This window comes from Mesocryomonas lacus, assembly GCF_055730135.2.
Genome location: NZ_JBUZWE020000001.1, coordinates 194,324 through 209,163 on the forward strand (window position 1 = coordinate 194,324; position 14,840 = coordinate 209,163).

A 14,840-nucleotide genomic window follows, 5' to 3' on the forward strand; every position below is an offset into this window, starting at 1 on the left:
CAGAGGGCGTCCGGCTTGGGGTTCGGTCTTTGTTCGCCCGGGCCAATTGCTCCGGCGGGGCATAGCCGCTAGTAAGGCCGCTGCGGTCCCGGCCGCGCATTTCCAGACACACTGCGTTTTCGCGATCTCTGAAGGAACGGGCATGGGCGATCGGGCCGAAGCAAAGGCAAGCGGCGGTTTCGGCGAAACGGTCAAGGTCATCGTGCAGGCGCTGCTGCTGGCGCTGGTGATCCGCACCGTGCTGTTCCAGCCGTTCTCGATCCCCTCGGGCTCGATGATGCCGACGCTGGTCGAGGGCGACTACCTCTTCGTGTCGAAGTGGAGCTACGGCTACAGCAAGTATTCGCTGCCCTCGCTGCCGCCCTATGTCGGCTACCTCCCGACCGAGGGAAGGGTGCTCGCCTTCACGCCGACCCGTGGCGACGTCGTCGTCTTCCGCAAGCCGCACGAGGAAGAGACAGACTACATCAAGCGCCTGATCGGCCTTCCGGGCGACCGCATCCAGGTCCGGGACGGCGTCCTCTTCATCAACGACGTCGCCGTGCCGCGCGTGCCGGAGGGCGACTTCACCGCCGAGGACGGCAGCAAGGTGCCGCAGTTCCGAGAGACGCTGCCGAACGGCGTGACCTACCTGACCCTCGACCTCAACCCGAACTCCTCCGGCGACAACACCCGCGAGTTCGTGGTGCCGCCGGACCATTACTTCATGATGGGCGACAACCGCGACAACTCGCTGGATAGCCGCTTCGACGTCGGCTACGTGCCCGCGGAGAACCTCGTCGGCAAGGCGCAGGTGATCTTCTTCTCGATCGGCGGCGGCGAGTCGCCCCTGAAGATCTGGCGCTGGCCGACGGAGCTTCGGCTGGACCGCGTCGCCACATGGCTAAGCTAAGGCCGGACCGCTCGCTCGACGAACTCGAACGCCGCATCGGGGTGAAGCTTTCCGACCGCGCGCGGCTCGAGCGGGCGGTGACCCATTCGAGCCTCCGCGGCGGCGGCACGGCGTCGAGCTACGAGCGGCTCGAATTCCTCGGCGACCGCGTTCTCGGACTGGTCATCGCCGAGAAGCTGTTCGAGATGTTTCCGAAAGCCAGTGAGGGCGAGATGTCGCTGCGGCTGAACTCGCTGGTCTCGGCCGAGGCCTGCGCCGAGATCGCCGACGAGATCGGCCTTGCCGACTTCATCCGCCACGGCGGCGACGTCAAGAAGGTCAAGGACGAGAAGAGCCGCAACATCCGCGCCGATGTGATAGAATCGCTGATCGCCGCGATCTATCTCGGCAACGGGCTGTCGGATGCGCGCGACTTCATCCACCGGCTCTGGGGCGACAAGCTGGGCAGCGCCGTCTCCGCACGCCGCGACGCCAAGACCGCCCTGCAGGAATGGGTGCACACCCGCACCACTGTGGCGCCGCGCTACGAGATCGTCGAGCGCACCGGCCCCGACCACGACCCGGTCTTCACCGTGCGCGCGGTGATCGAGAATGTTGAGCCCGCCGAGGGCACCGGCCGCTCCAAGCGGCTGGCGGAGCAGGAGGCGGCAAGCGCGGTCCTCCTGCGCGAAGGTATCTGGAAGGACGAGAGTTGAGCGACGAGACCCCCAAGGGGGATAACCCCGAGATCGAGATCGAAACGGCAAAGACGGCTAAGACGGCTGAGACTCCCGAAACGAGCGAGAGCCCTGCCGTCGAGACGCGGGCAGACGCAGCCAATGCCGCGGCCGTCGAGGCCGGCACCCGCTCGGGCTTCGTCTCGCTGCTCGGCGCGCCGAATGCGGGCAAGTCGACGCTGGTCAACAAGCTCGTCGGCACCAAGGTCTCGATCGTCACCCACAAGGTCCAGACGACCCGGGCGCTGGTGCGTGGCATCGCCATCGAGGACCGCACCCAGATCGTCTTCGTCGACACCCCCGGCGTCTTCGCCCCGAAGCGCCGGCTCGACCGCGCCATGGTGAAGACCGCCTGGACCGGCGCGCGCGACGCCGACGTGGTGCTCGCCATCATCGACGTCGAGCGGGGCCTGACCGAGGAGGTCGAGGCGATTCTCGAACGTTTGAAGGAGAGCCCGCTGCCGGTGGTTCTCCTCCTCAACAAGGTGGATCTCATCCAGCGCGACAGGCTGCTTGGCCTCACCAAGGACATCACCGAGCGCGGCATCGCCTTCGAGAAGGTGTTCATGATCTCGGCGCTGAAGGGCTCGGGCTGTCCCGACCTGATGGAATGGCTCGCGCAGCGCCTGCCGGCCGGTCCCTGGTACTATCCCGAGGACCAGATCACCGACCTGCCGATCCGCCAGCTCGCCGCCGAGATCACCCGCGAGAAGCTGTTCCTGCGCCTGCACCAGGAACTGCCCTATGCCAGCCATGTCGAGACGGAGCTCTGGAAGAAGCGCGAGGACGGCTCGATCCGCATCGAGCAGACCATCTTCGTCGAGCGCGAGAGCCAGAAGAAGATCGTCATTGGCCACAAGGGCGAGACCATCAAGGCGATCGGCCAGTCCGCCCGCCGCGAGATCTCCGAGGCCGCCGAGGAGACCTGCCACCTCTTCCTGTTCGTGAAGGTCCGACAGAACTGGGGCGACGACCCCGAGCGCTACCGCGAGATGGGCCTCGACTTTTCCAGCTGATCCCGGAGACCGCGTGCCGCCGCGCCATTCCGCCATTCCGTCCGCCACGGCACCGACGTCGATCGGAGCCGGCTGATGGAGTGGCGCGAGGAAGGCATCGTGCTCGGCGTGCGCCGGCACGGCGAGACCTCGGCGATGGTCGAGCTGGTCACGCGCGACCGCGGCCGGCAGATGGGCATCGTCCGCGGCGGCCGCTCGCGCAAGCAGCAGCCGGTGCTGCAGCCCGGCAACCAGGTCGAGGTGACCTGCCGCGCCCGGCTCGACGAGCACATGGGCACGATGACGCTGGAGCCGGTCGAGCTGCGCGCCGCCCGGCTGATGGAGAGCCCGGTCGGCCTGCACGGCATCCAGCTGCTCGCCGCCTACATCCGCCTCCTGCCGGAACGCGACCCGCATCCCCGGCTCTATGACGGCCTGAAGATCATCGTCTCGCACTTCAGCGACCCGCTCACCGCCGGCGAACTGGTGCTGCGCTTCGAGATCGCGCTGCTCGAAGAGCTCGGCTTCGGCCTCGACCTCGACACCTGCGTCGCCACCGGCGTGCGCGAGAACCTTGTCTACGTCTCCCCGAAATCCGGCCGCGCCGTCAGCGCCGCGGCGGGGCTTCCCTGGCACGACAAGATGCTGGCCTTGCCCGCCTTCCTCGGCACCCTTGGCGCCCGTGCCGACGAAGCCGCGCTTGCCGACGGCTTTCGCCTGACGCGCTATTTCCTCGCCCGCCACGTCTGGTCGCCACGCGGCCTCGAAGAGCCCGCCGCCCGTGAGGGGATGATTGCGGCGATCGCGAGAGGGTTAGGGGAGGGTGCCGCACGTTGAGGACATTGCGCTGCGCTCACCTCTGCGGTTCGTCATCCCGGACTTGATCCGGTCCACTTGGCTCTTCGTCATCCCGGGCTTGACCTCTGCGAAACCCTTGGTTTCGCTGGGATCCATTCCTCAGCGTCGAGGTTTGCAGTCCGTTTCCGGCATGGCGGCCGTGGTCGGCCTGAGTTGATTTCTGCAGCGATTTGGAATGGATCCCAGCGAAACCAGCGGTTTCGCAGAAATCAAGTCCGGGATGACGACCCGCAGAAGTGGCACCACGATGAAGCGCGACCAGGCTACGCCGCACTCCATACATCCTAATTACCCCAACCACCCCATACAACCCAACAACCCCATGCACCCCGCGCATATCACCTTGCGACCCGCACCGGAGACCGCCATTTTTCCGTGACCTCCGCCGGTAAAAGTGGCAAAGCGTGCGCAAGACATGGGCAGGTGGGCACCTTGAAACTGATCCGTACGATTTCCGACCTCCGCCAGGCGCTCGGACCGGAGCGGCGCGCCGGACGCTCGATCGGCCTGGTGCCGACCATGGGCTATCTGCACGGCGGCCACATGGCGCTGGTGGACCGCGCCAAGGCGGTGTGCGATCTCGTCGTCGTCAGCATCTTTGTCAACCCGACGCAGTTCGGCCCGAACGAGGATCTCGCCAGCTATCCGCGCGATCTCGACGCCGACCTCGCGCTGTGCCGCACGCACGGCGTCGACGTCGTCTTCGCGCCGGATGTCGCGGAAATGTACCCCGAAACAATGCAGACCACGATCGAGGTCTCGTCGCTGTCGTCGATTCTCATCGGCATCGATCGTCCCGGCCATTTCCAAGGCGTTGCGACCGTCGTCGCCAAGCTCCTGAACATCGCCCAGCCCGATCGCGCCTTCTTCGGCAAGAAGGATTTCCAGCAGCTCGCGGTCGTCCGCCGGATGGTGCAGGACCTTTCGCTGCCGGTCGAAATCGTCGGCGTCGAGACCGTGCGCGAGGACGACGGCCTTGCCGCGTCGTCGCGCAATGTTCGCCTGTCGCCGGAGGACCGCGCCGCCGCCGCGGTCATCTCGCAGGCGCTGGACAAGGCGGAGGCGATGGTCGCGGCCGGGGAGGGGGATCCGCGCAAGGTGGTGGCGATGGTGCGGGAGATCATCTCGGACGAGCCGCGTGCCACCGTCCGCTCGGTTGATCTCCGCAGGTCCGCAACGCTCGGCACGGTCGATCGCATTGACGCGGATACGCTCGCCGGCTCGCCGGTCGTGGTCCTCGTCACCGTTCGTTTCGGCGAGGTTCTCCTCATCGACCAGCGCGAGATCACCGGCACCCCGCTTGTATCAGGAGATCGCCGATGAGCGCCCAGACCAGCATCAAGCGGATGACCGCCCCCGGAATCCTCGCCCGCAAGGGTGGCGATCCGATTGTCGCGCTGACGGCCTATAGCGCGCTGACGGCGCGGCTGGTTGATCCACATGCCGACTTCCTGCTGGTCGGCGACAGCCTCGCCATGGTCGAGCACGGCATGGACTCGACGGTCGGCGCGACGCTGGACATGATGATCCTGCATGGCGCGAGCGTCGTGCGCGGCTCCTCGACAGCGCTCGTCGTCGTCGACCTTCCTTTCGGCAGCTATGAGGAGAGCCCCGCCGTCGCCTTTCGCAACGCGGCAAGGCTGATGGCCGAGACCGGCTGCGGCGCGGTGAAGCTCGAGGGCGGCGTCCTGATGGCCGAGACCATCGCCTTCCTCACCAGCCGCGGCATTCCGGTAATGGCGCATATCGGCCTGACGCCGCAGGCGGTGAACACGTTCGGCGGCTTCAAGACGCAAGGCCGCGAGCGCGCCGGCTGGGACGCTATCAAGGCCGATGCCGTCGCCGTCGCCGAGGCCGGCGCCTTTGCCGTCGTGGTCGAGGGCGTCGTCGAGCCGCTGAGCGTCGAACTCACGGCCGCCATCGCCGTGCCCACCATCGGCATCGGCGCCTCGGCAAAGTGCGACGGCCAGATCCTGGTGCTGGAAGACATGCTCGGCTTCTCGCCGCGGGTGCCGCGCTTTGTTCGGAAATTCGGCGATCTGGGGCAAGGTGTAACGGACGCGGTGGCGGCCTATGCGGCGGCGGTGAAAGACCGGTCGTTTCCGGGGGCGGAGAACGTGTACCAGCCGAGGGACTGAGGGGATCGAGCGACTAGCCGGCGACGACTACTGCCGACATAGAGCTCAGCTGCCCAGCCGGCTCGCAGTTTGTCCCATGGATCGCGGCAGCTCACCCCCCTCTGCCTGCCAGCATCTCCCCCTCAAGGGGGGAGATCGAAGGTTGCGGCGCTGGCGACTTGCCGATCTCCCCACCCGAGGGGGAGATGGCCGGCAGGCCAAAGGGGGACGCCATAGGGTGCCGCTTCTGCCCAAGCTCTCTTACACGGACGTCGAGTGAACCGCGTCGCCACTGCTCGTCTCGAGCGTCAGGGGCAGCACGAACGGCGTGCCGGCGAAAGCGTCGGCGCCGCGGCCGATCGCCTTGATGGCGGAGACCATGCGCCCGCCGCGGCCGAGCTTTTCATCGGCCAGCGCGACCAGCCGGGCGTTGGGCGTCGCCGAGGGCGCCCGGCGCCTCAGCTCGTTCGCCAGAGCCGCCTCGTCGAGCTCGGGATTGATCGCGATGGCGAGGATATAGGCGGCGGCGGTCGAGCGGCTGATGCCGGCCCAGCAGTGGATGGCGAGCGGCGTCTGGCGGTCCCAGCGGGCGCCGAAGGCGAGGAGCTCATCGAGATGCGTCTCGGCGGGCGCGACCATGCCGTCGAGCTCGGCGACGATGTCGTTCATCCCAAGGAACAGGTGCCGGTCGGCCGCGACGTCGGCGGGGCGCTCGACCACGGTGTTGACGTTGATCAGCGTGATGAGATCCCGCGCGCCATGCGCGGCGACGGTGACCGGAAGTTCGGCAAGGGAGGAGACGACGAGATAGCTCATGCCGGACTTTCGGGCGCGTTCTTCGATGGGGTGGAAGGGTGGAGCAGGCGGTCGAGTTCCTCGAACCGGGCGATGAACAGGCGTTCCACCTCGCCAGCCGGCCAGGGCTGGAACACCGCTGCGTCGGTCACGTCGCTCGTCGGCGCGCCAAAGAAGGCGGCAGCCTCTGCCGGCTTAAAGCCCGCCAGCAACGTCGCCTCGCGATAGGCCGACAGGCGGTCAGCGGCCTTGATCGCCTTCTCCACCGGCTTCGGCAGGTCCGCGGGCAAGCCGAAACGCCGGTGGATCGCCGTCTGCAGGCGCTTCTCCACCAGTCTGTAGTCGCCGCCCATCACGCTCTTAAACGGCGAGATCATGTCGCCGATGACGTATTCCGGCCCGTCATGCAGCAGCGCCGCCATCCGCCAGCGTGGGTCCGGCTCGCTCGCCGCCACCACCGCCTCGACGATCAGCGAATGCTGCGCCACCGAGAAGGCGTGCTCGCCCGAGGTCTGGCCGTTCCAGCGGGCGACGCGGGCAAGGCCGTGCGCGATGTCCTCGATCTCGACGTCGAGCGGCGAGGGGTCGAGGAGGTCAAGCCGGCGCCCGGACAGCATGCGCTGCCAGACGCGGGGCGGTGCCGCCGCCTTGGTGCGGCTCATTCGCCGTCCTCCGCCACCGCCGTGACCTCGGGCAGCGCATAGCCGGCCCAGGCGGGGATGGTGACGTCCACCGGCACGCCGTCGACCGAGAGCACGGCATCCTGGGAAAGGGCGAGGGCCAGCCGGTCGATCCGCACCAGCGCCATGCCGTCGCCACCGTCGCCGGCAAGGCCCGGAATCGCCGACAGTACGGTGCCGATCAGCTTGTCGCCGGCCATTAGGGTTGCGCCCGGCGACAAATGGCCGTCCGCTTGCACCAGCACGATCCGCCGCCGCGCGGTGCCGCGGTGCTGCATGCGCGAGACGACCTCCTGGCCGACATAGCAGCCCTTCTTGAACGAGACGCCGCCGTTCTGGTCGAGCAGGACGTCGTGCGGGAAGACGTCCGAGGCCGGAAAGTCCTTCTCCGCCTCGGCGATCCCTGCGCGAATCCGCAGCCCGTCGAAGGCTGCCGCGGGCGCCTCTTCGCCGTCGGGCGGGGTTGCGCCATAGGCCCGGCGGACGGTCTCGTCGGAAAACCGCCGGTCGATCGGCCAGTCGCCTTGAAGTGCGCGGTCGACGATGGTGAAGACCCTGTCCGGGCTAGCGGTAACCGTCACCTTGGCCCGCAGCTTGTAGAGCGCCAGTCGCTTGGCGAGGGCACCGCGCGCCGCTGCTGCCACGTCGAGCCGGAGACCGCCCTCGATGCGGCTGACGAGGAAGTCGAACAGGATTTTTCCCTGCGGCGTCAGCAGCGCGGAGGGGCGCGCCTCGCCGGGGCCGAGCAGATCGAGATCGGAGGTGACGAGGTTCTGCAGAAAGCTCTCGGCGTCCGCGCCCGTCACGTCGAGGACGGACCGGTCGGTCAGGCTGATATAGGACATGCCGCTCGCTTTCGATCGCTTGTCAGGGGCGTCAGGGTTACGTAAGCCGCAAGCCATGCAGGAACAAGCGAGGAGCCGCCTCTTGTCCACCACCCCCACCTACGATCTCGTTCTCAAGGGCGGCACCGTCGTCAATCAGGATGGCGAGGGCCTGCGCGACGTCGGCGTCATCGCCGGCCGCATCGCCTTCATCGGGTCGATCGACGCCGCCTCGGCCGGCGAGGTCGTCGACTGCACCGGTCTCCACATCCTGCCGGGCGTCATCGACAGCCAGGTGCATTTTCGCGAGCCTGGCCCGACCCACAAGGAAGACCTCGAATCGGGCTCGCGCGCGGCCGTGCTCGGCGGCGTCACCGCGGTGTTCGAGATGCCGAACACCGATCCGCTGACGACGAGCGAGGCGGCGCTCGCCGACAAGGTGGCGCGCGGCCATCACCGAATGCACTGCGACTTCGCCTTCTGGGTCGGCGGCACGCGCGAGAACGCCGCGGATGTCGCCGAGCTCGAGCGCCTGCCCGGCGCTGCCGGCATCAAGGTGTTCATGGGCTCCTCCACCGGCTCCCTGCTGGTCGAGGACGATTCGGGCGTGCGCGAGATCCTGAAGCGCACCCGCCGGCGCGCCGCCTTCCACTCCGAGGACGAGTTCCGGCTGCGCGAGCGGATGGATTTCCGCATTCCGGGCGATCCGTCCTCGCACCCGGTCTGGCGCGACGCCGAGGCGGCGCTCCTGTGCACGCAGCGCCTCGTCGGGATCGCCGAAGAGGTCGGCGCGCGCATCCACGTCCTCCACATCTCGACCGCCGCGGAGATCGACTACCTTCAGGCGCACAAGGACGTCGCCACCGCCGAGGCGACGCCGCATCACCTAACCATGACCGCCGACGACTACGCCCGCCTCGGCACCCTCCTGCAGATGAACCCGCCGGTGCGCTCGGCCGAGCACCGCGACCGGATCTGGCATGGCATTGCGCAAGGCGTGATCGACGTCCTCGGCTCCGACCATGCGCCGCATACGCTGGAGGAAAAGGCAAAACCCTATCCGGCTTCGCCCTCCGGCATGACCGGCGTGCAGACATTGGTGCCGATCATGCTCGACCACGTCGCCAACGGCCGCCTGTCGCTGCATCGCTTCGTCGATCTCACCTCCGCCGGCCCGCAGCGCATCTTCGGCATCGCCAACAAAGGCCGCATCGCCTGCGGCTACGACGCCGACTTCACCGTCGTCGACTTGAAGCGCAACACGACCATCGAAAACGCCTGGATCGGCTCGAAGTCGCAGTGGACGCCCTATGACGGCAAGGCCGTCACCGGCTGGCCGGTCGGCACGGTGGTGCGCGGGCGGCGGGTGATGTGGGAGGGGGAGATTCTCGCCGCCAGCACGGGCGAGGCGGTGCGGTTCGGCGAGGCGCTGCGGCGCAAGTAAGATTGTATCCAGGGATTGGATACAATCGCCTACGCAAGTGCTCGAGGAAGACGGGCGCCACCTTCGAGTTTTGTCATCCCGGACTTGATCTCGGCGAAACCAAAGGTTTTGCCGGGGATCCATGCGTAGTCGCTGAACGAACGGGGTAACGGGCGACATTCCCCATTCTGAAGCGGATCGACGTTGACCCGTTGAGGAATGGATCCCGGCTTAAGGCCGGGATGACGACGCTGGAGGGACGTTCGCGGCGGACACAATGTCGCTGCAGGAGGCGTTGCGGCGGCCGCGCCGTCGCTGCAGGCGAGGACGCCTTTTTTGGGCCTCCTACCGTTTAACCTCCCACGTCGTCACGCGCTCGCCAGCGGCGTCCTTGCCGTCCTTGAGCTGGATGCCCTCGGCGAGCAGTTCCGCCCGGATCGCATCGGCGCCGGCGAAATCCTTCGTCTTCAATAGCGCCAGACGATCGGCCACACGGGCCGCGATCGCCGGCTCTGGCGCTGCGGTCTCCGTCGGCGCGACCGACAGCTCCAGGCCGATCAGCTCGGCCGAGGCCCGGAGCGCTGCCGGGTCGGATTTGCGCAGGGCGTGAAGTTCGGCGATGGCGGCCGAGCCGCCAAGATCGTCGGACCAAGCGTCGATGAAGCGCTGCGAGGGCTGGCTCGGGGTGACGCCGTCGGCGGCGCGGCTCCAGGCGGCCAGCGATTCTTCGGCCTCCTCCAGCCGCCTCACGGAGAAGTCGATCGGCTCCTTGTAGTGGGTCATCAGCATGGCGAGGCGCAGCACCGCGCCGTCCCACTTCCGGCCGCCGAAGGTCTCGGTCTCCAGAAGCTCGGAGATGGTGATGAAGTTGCCGTCGGACTTCGACATCTTCTTGCCCTCGAGCTGCAGGAAGCCGTTGTGCATCCAGATCGACGCCATCTCGTGGGTGCCGTGGGCGCAGCGCGACTGGGCGATCTCGTTCTCGTGGTGCGGGAAGATCAGGTCAAGACCGCCGCCATGTATGTCGAAGACCTCGCCGAGATAGGCCTCCGACATCACGGAGCACTCGATGTGCCAGCCCGGCCGGCCGCGGCCCCAAGGGCTGTCCCAGCCGGGCTCGTTGTCGTCCGAGAGCTTCCAGAGGACGAAGTCGCCGGGGCTCTTCTTGTGGCTCTCGACCGCGACGCGGGCGCCGGCTTGCTGGTCCTCGAGCTTGCGGTTGGAGAGCTTGCCGTAGTCCGGCATCGAGGTGACGTCGAACAGCACCTCGCCCCCCGCGACATAGGCGTGGCCGTGGGCGATGAGGGTGGAGATCATCGACACCATGTCCGGCTTGCCGTCGCTGCGGGCGCCGACGAAGTCGGTGGCGCGGGGCTGGTGCGTCGGGGGCAGGGCGCCGAGCGCCGTCGCGTCCTTCTGGAACTGCGCGGCGGTCGTTTCGGTGACCCGGCGAATCGCCTCGTTCAGCGGCAGGCCGGGAAAGTCGCGCGCGGCCCGCGCGTTGATCTTGTCGTCGACGTCGGTGATGTTCCGGACATAGGTCACGTGTTCGGCGCCGTAGAGATGGCGCAGCAGCCGGAACAGGACGTCAAACACGATCACCGGCCGCGCATTGCCGATATGCGCGAAGTCGTAGACCGTCGGCCCACAGACATACATGCGGACCTTTTTTTCCGCGTCGGGAATGGCGGGGTTCGACCAGTCGAGCGGGCGGAATTCCTGCCTGGCGCGGGTCATGGTGTTGGTGAGCCGGAGGCCTTTGTATCCGTCGTCCATCGCGTGTCCTTCCCGTCTGCCGGGCATCATTCCGTCAATGCTGCAGTGCAGCGGGTACCTGCAATTTACCGCCAAGACAAATCAGGGTGTTCGCATAGGTGAAGCAAGTTAAGCTTTGGTTTACCATGCTGCAGTGCATCTTGTGTCTTCTCCGCCACTTCTGTGGAGTAATACCGAATGATAAGAAACGTGTTTAAGTTTGGGTTAGGTTCGGTCGCTAAACTGACTCAATCGCGGCTATCTTCCAGCTTGCATCGAGCCTCACAGGAAACACCATGTCCGAGAATTCCGCCAAGTTCCGTTCCAAGAGCGACCGCGCCAACGAAGTCGACCTGCTCGCCAAGTACCGCGAGATCGGCATTGCCGCCATCGCTGCCGCGAACCAGACCTTCCGTAAGAAGACCCAGAAGACCGAGCCGCGCCGCCAGCAGATCGTCGCCTACGCCGACTAAGTTGCCATCCGCCGGCCCGCTCGAGGATTGCCTCGACAGGACGCTGGCGCGCCAGCGTCACACGAGGCTGGCGAGAAGGCTGAGTGACAGGGCTGCCATCACGGCCGCGATAAGCCCATCGAGAACACGCCAGGCTGCGGGTCTGGCGAACAGCGGCGCAAGAAGCCTTGCGCCGTAGCCAAGCGCGAAGAACCAGACGAACGAGGCCAGCATCGCCCCGCCGGCATAGGCGACGCGTTGATCGAGCCCGTCATAGCGCGCCGACAGGCTGCCGAGCAGCACCACGGTGTCGAGATAGACATGCGGGTTGAGAAAGGTCAGCCCGAGGACCGTGCCGAGCGCTGCCTTCAGCGACAGCTGCCGGTCGCCGCGCACCGCCATCGCCGCCGGCCTCAGCGCCCGCCGCAGGGCGATCACCACATAGGTCGCCAGGAACACCGCGCCGGCCAGCGTCACCACCAAGATTAGCGTCGGATGTGCCGAGATCGCGGCGCCGAGACCCGCGACGCCCGCCGCGATCAGCAGCGCGTCGCTGAGCGCGCAGACCAGGCACAGAACGAAGACGTGATTGCGCACCAGTCCGCGTTCGAGGATGAATGCGTTCTGCGCGCCGATCGCGACGATGAGGCTGAGGCCAAGGGCAAAGCCGCGAAGGGCGGGTTCGATCATGTCAGGTGTTCCGTGGTCGCGCGGGCTGCGGATGGGGGGCAGCACTTCTCGGGGAGGGGGCTCCCACCTCCCTCTGTCCTGCCGGACATCTCCCCCTCAAGGGGGGAGATCGGCTGATCGCGAACCTGAGCGTGCTTGATCTCCCCCCTTGAGGGGGAGATGCCGGCAGGCAGAGGGGGGTGGGAGCCCCGCCGAGCCCGCGACTGTGCGCCTCAGTGCTTGGCGATGAACGCCGCCAGCAGATCGCGCGCCGCTTTCAAATCGGTCTTGTCGATCATCTCGGCGACGGTGTGGATGTAGCGGGTGCCGACGACGATGCCGATGGCGCGCGCGCCCGAGGCTGCCTGCTGCAGCGCCGCGCCGTCCTGGCCGCCGCTGGCGAGCACGGTGCGCTGGAACGGGATCTCCTTGGCGGTGGCGATCGCCTCGAACTCGGCGACGAGGCCCCGGTCGGAGATGAAGGAGCCGTCCTTCAGGTGGATGCCGACGCCGGCGCCCTGCACGGTGGTGCGATCCTTTTCCGGCACGCCGGGGGTGTCGCAGCAGAGTGTGGTGTCGACGCCGATGCCGATGTCGGGCTTCACCGCGAAGGCGACGGTGCGTGCGCCGCGCAGGCCGATCTCCTCCTGCACGGTGAAGGCGACGGTCAGCTCGCAATCGTGCGACCAACCCTTGTCGATCATCCGCCGGACGGCCTCGAGGCCGAGCCAGCAGGCGATGCGGTTGTCGAGCGCCTTCGAGACGATCTTGCCGCCCATCTCGGTGAACGGCTCGTCCATGACGACGCTGTCGCCGATCTTGAAGATGTCCTTGGCCGCCGCGCCGTGGCCGGTGTCGATGATGAAGTCGGCGGGCTCGGGCACCTTCTTGCGGTCTTCCGGCGACTGGATGTGGATCGGCTTGCCCTCGGCGTTCATCACGCCCTTGTGGTCGCCGGTCTCGCTGCAGACGAGGACGCGCCGCGAGAACAGGTTGCGCGGGTCGAAGCCGCCGAGCGGCTGGACGTGCAGGAAACCCTTGTCGGTGACGTGGCTGACGATGAAGCCGATCTCGTCCATGTGGCAGGCCAGCATGATCTTCTCGGGGTTCTTGCCCTTGCCTTTCCGGGTGCAGACGAGCGAGCCCATTGCGTCCACGGCGATCTCGTCGAACAGGAGTTTTGCCTCCGTCTCGATCAGCGCGCGCACGCGCTCCTCCCGGCCGGGAATGCCGGGCGTTTCGCACAGGCGCTTGAGAAGATCGAGGTTCACGGGCGAACTCCTGGGAAGGGATCAGAACAGGCTTTGCTGGGCCGGCCCCTCGTCGAGGTCCGGCGCAACGTTGTCGCCTCCCTTATCCCCGGGCCGGGGACGGGCCGCAAGCGCGATCGGCGCCTGGACGTCGGGCGTGACGTTCGCGACCTTATTGACCTTGTCGGAGACGGCGATGGCCTCGAACACGTCCTCGTTGGCGCGCCCCATCAGGCCGGCGACGTCTGGTGGTGGATAGTCGCGGCAGTTCAGCCACATCTCGAAGCCGCCTTCGGGAATCACCACCGGCATGCGGTCGTGGATCGGGCGCAGCGTCTGGTTGGCGGCCGTGGTGAGGATCGCGGCGGTGTCGATCTCCGAGCCGTCCGGAGCGTGCCAGGTTTCCATCACGCCGGCAAAGGCGATTGGCCGGCCGGAACGGGGTTTCAGGAAGTAGGTCTGCACCGGCTTGCCCTTGGCATCGCGCTGCCACTCGTAGAAGCCGCTCGCCGGGATGAGGCAGCGCCGGTACTTCATCGCCGCCTTGAACGCGTTCTTCTCCGCCGCGGTCTCGGCGCGGGCATTGTTGAGGAGCGGAAAGCCCTTCAGCTCCTTCACCCAGCTCGGGATGAAGCCCCAGCGCACCAGCCGCGCCTCGCGCCCCGGTCGGTTGGCGTCCGGCCGTGCCTCGGTGCCGCCGAGGGCGATGAGGATCGGCTGCGTCGGCGCGATGTTGTAGCGCGGCGGAAACTCCTCGAGATCGAGGAGGGCCAGCATGTCGGCGACCTCACGGGGCGCCGCCGTCAAGGTGAAGCGACCGCACATGGGCTGGATGAGCCCGAGCGCTTCGGCCATGTCAAGCACGGCGCGGAAAGCTGAAACGGTCCTTGTGGTGACCGGCGGGAAAGCCAAGAAGCGGCGCGGCCGCCGTTCACGGCGGGGAGGGCCTTGCCAAGCCCCGCCGGGATGTTAGGTCTCAACGCCATGAGCGATCTTCCCCTTCTCGCCGTCTCCGCCTGTCTTTTCCGCGCCGGCAAGGTGCTTCTCGTCGAACGCGGCCGGGAGCCGTTCGCCGGAAAGTTCTCGCTGCCCGGCGGCAAGGTGCGCTTCGGCGAGCAACTGGCCGAGGCAGTGGCGCGCGAGGTGCGGGAGGAGACCGGCCTTACGGTGCCGAGCTATCCTTTCTTCTGCCTGCACGAGGTGATCGAAGACGGGATGCACGTCGTCATCGCCGTTCATCGCGGGGTGCGGGAAGTGCCGGTGGGCGAGGATCCGGTAGCTTCGGACGACGTCAAATCCTGTCACTTCGTCGAGGTCTCCGACCTGCCAGGGCTCGCGGAGCAAGGTCTCCTGACGACGGGTCTCGTGCCGCTGGTGGAGAGCGCCCACCGGTCGCACCTTTTGGGACTCTGAC

Annotated in this window: 16 protein-coding genes; 9 read left to right on the forward strand and 7 right to left on the reverse strand. The window is 67.2% G+C overall.

Annotated elements, in window-relative coordinates; genetic code table 11:
* Nucleotides 1-142: 142 nt before the first annotated feature.
* The 6 genes from lepB (at nucleotide 143) to panB (ending at nucleotide 5,599) form a co-directional block, all read left to right on the forward strand.
* Entirely contained in the window at nucleotides 143-892 is a 750-nt protein-coding gene (lepB, locus tag ACZLZY_RS00915) for a signal peptidase I (protein WP_472931526.1), read from the forward strand.
* A complete protein-coding gene (gene rnc, locus ACZLZY_RS00920) occupies nucleotides 880-1,587 on the forward strand; it encodes a ribonuclease III (RefSeq protein WP_472931528.1) in 708 nt (235 codons plus the stop codon). Before lepB ends, rnc begins: the two co-directional genes overlap by 13 nt.
* Complete coding sequence (era, locus tag ACZLZY_RS00925; protein ID WP_472931529.1) at nucleotides 1,584-2,624, forward strand: GTPase Era; 1,041 nt, start codon at nucleotides 1,584-1,586, stop codon at nucleotides 2,622-2,624. The genes rnc and era overlap by 4 nt, the downstream gene beginning before the upstream one ends.
* A 75-nt stretch (nucleotides 2,625-2,699) precedes the next feature.
* Entirely contained in the window at nucleotides 2,700-3,440 is a 741-nt protein-coding gene (recO, locus tag ACZLZY_RS00930; RefSeq protein WP_472931530.1) for a DNA repair protein RecO, read from the forward strand.
* 453 nt (nucleotides 3,441-3,893) lie between these two features.
* Nucleotides 3,894-4,784, forward strand: a complete 891-nt coding sequence (gene panC, locus ACZLZY_RS00935) for a pantoate--beta-alanine ligase (RefSeq protein ID WP_472931531.1) — start codon at nucleotides 3,894-3,896, stop codon at nucleotides 4,782-4,784.
* Nucleotides 4,781-5,599: a 3-methyl-2-oxobutanoate hydroxymethyltransferase gene (gene panB, locus ACZLZY_RS00940; protein WP_472931532.1), complete on the forward strand. Its 819-nt coding sequence runs from the start codon at nucleotides 4,781-4,783 to the stop codon at nucleotides 5,597-5,599. Before panC ends, panB begins: the two co-directional genes overlap by 4 nt.
* A 240-nt stretch (nucleotides 5,600-5,839) precedes the next feature.
* Here the strand turns inward: panB and ACZLZY_RS00945 are convergent, their stop codons facing one another.
* The 3 genes from ACZLZY_RS00945 to ygfZ are packed head-to-tail and all read right to left on the reverse strand — an operon-like array spanning nucleotide 5,840 to nucleotide 7,898.
* A complete protein-coding gene (locus tag ACZLZY_RS00945) occupies nucleotides 5,840-6,394 on the reverse strand; it encodes a tyrosine phosphatase family protein (RefSeq protein ID WP_472931533.1) in 555 nt (184 codons plus the stop codon).
* A complete protein-coding gene (locus ACZLZY_RS00950) occupies nucleotides 6,391-7,035 on the reverse strand; it encodes an HD domain-containing protein (RefSeq protein WP_472931534.1) in 645 nt (214 codons plus the stop codon). The genes ACZLZY_RS00945 and ACZLZY_RS00950 overlap by 4 nt, the downstream gene beginning before the upstream one ends.
* Entirely contained in the window at nucleotides 7,032-7,898 is an 867-nt protein-coding gene (gene ygfZ, locus ACZLZY_RS00955; protein WP_472931535.1) for a CAF17-like 4Fe-4S cluster assembly/insertion protein YgfZ, read from the reverse strand. The genes ACZLZY_RS00950 and ygfZ overlap by 4 nt, the downstream gene beginning before the upstream one ends.
* 82 nt (nucleotides 7,899-7,980) lie before the next feature.
* Between ygfZ and ACZLZY_RS00960 the strand changes: the two genes are divergently transcribed.
* Nucleotides 7,981-9,321: a dihydroorotase gene (locus ACZLZY_RS00960; protein WP_472931536.1), complete on the forward strand. Its 1,341-nt coding sequence runs from the start codon at nucleotides 7,981-7,983 to the stop codon at nucleotides 9,319-9,321.
* A 324-nt stretch (nucleotides 9,322-9,645) separates the two neighbouring features.
* On the opposite strand, the gene cysS is transcribed toward ACZLZY_RS00960, so the two are convergent.
* Complete coding sequence (cysS, locus tag ACZLZY_RS00965; RefSeq protein WP_472931537.1) at nucleotides 9,646-11,076, reverse strand: cysteine--tRNA ligase; 1,431 nt, start codon at nucleotides 11,074-11,076, stop codon at nucleotides 9,646-9,648.
* Between the two features lie 275 nt (nucleotides 11,077-11,351).
* On the opposite strand from cysS, the gene ACZLZY_RS00970 reads away from it, so the two are divergent.
* Nucleotides 11,352-11,528: a hypothetical protein gene (locus ACZLZY_RS00970; RefSeq protein ID WP_472931538.1), complete on the forward strand. Its 177-nt coding sequence runs from the start codon at nucleotides 11,352-11,354 to the stop codon at nucleotides 11,526-11,528.
* Nucleotides 11,529-11,585: 57 nt separating this feature from the next.
* Here ACZLZY_RS00970 and ACZLZY_RS00975 read toward each other — a convergent pair whose 3' ends face one another.
* From ACZLZY_RS00975 to ACZLZY_RS00985, 3 genes are all read right to left on the reverse strand, one after another.
* Entirely contained in the window at nucleotides 11,586-12,197 is a 612-nt protein-coding gene (locus ACZLZY_RS00975; protein WP_472931539.1) for a LysE/ArgO family amino acid transporter, read from the reverse strand.
* Between the two features lie 212 nt (nucleotides 12,198-12,409).
* Nucleotides 12,410-13,447, reverse strand: coding sequence for a M42 family metallopeptidase (locus tag ACZLZY_RS00980; protein WP_472931540.1), 1,038 nt, complete (start codon nucleotides 13,445-13,447; stop codon nucleotides 12,410-12,412).
* A 21-nt stretch (nucleotides 13,448-13,468) separates the two neighbouring features.
* Nucleotides 13,469-14,251, reverse strand: a complete 783-nt coding sequence (locus ACZLZY_RS00985) for an SOS response-associated peptidase (protein ID WP_472931936.1) — start codon at nucleotides 14,249-14,251, stop codon at nucleotides 13,469-13,471.
* A gap of 159 nt (nucleotides 14,252-14,410) precedes the next feature.
* On the opposite strand from ACZLZY_RS00985, the gene ACZLZY_RS00990 reads away from it, so the two are divergent.
* Complete coding sequence (locus tag ACZLZY_RS00990; protein ID WP_472931541.1) at nucleotides 14,411-14,839, forward strand: NUDIX hydrolase; 429 nt, start codon at nucleotides 14,411-14,413, stop codon at nucleotides 14,837-14,839.
* Nucleotide 14,840: the final 1 nt, after the last annotated feature.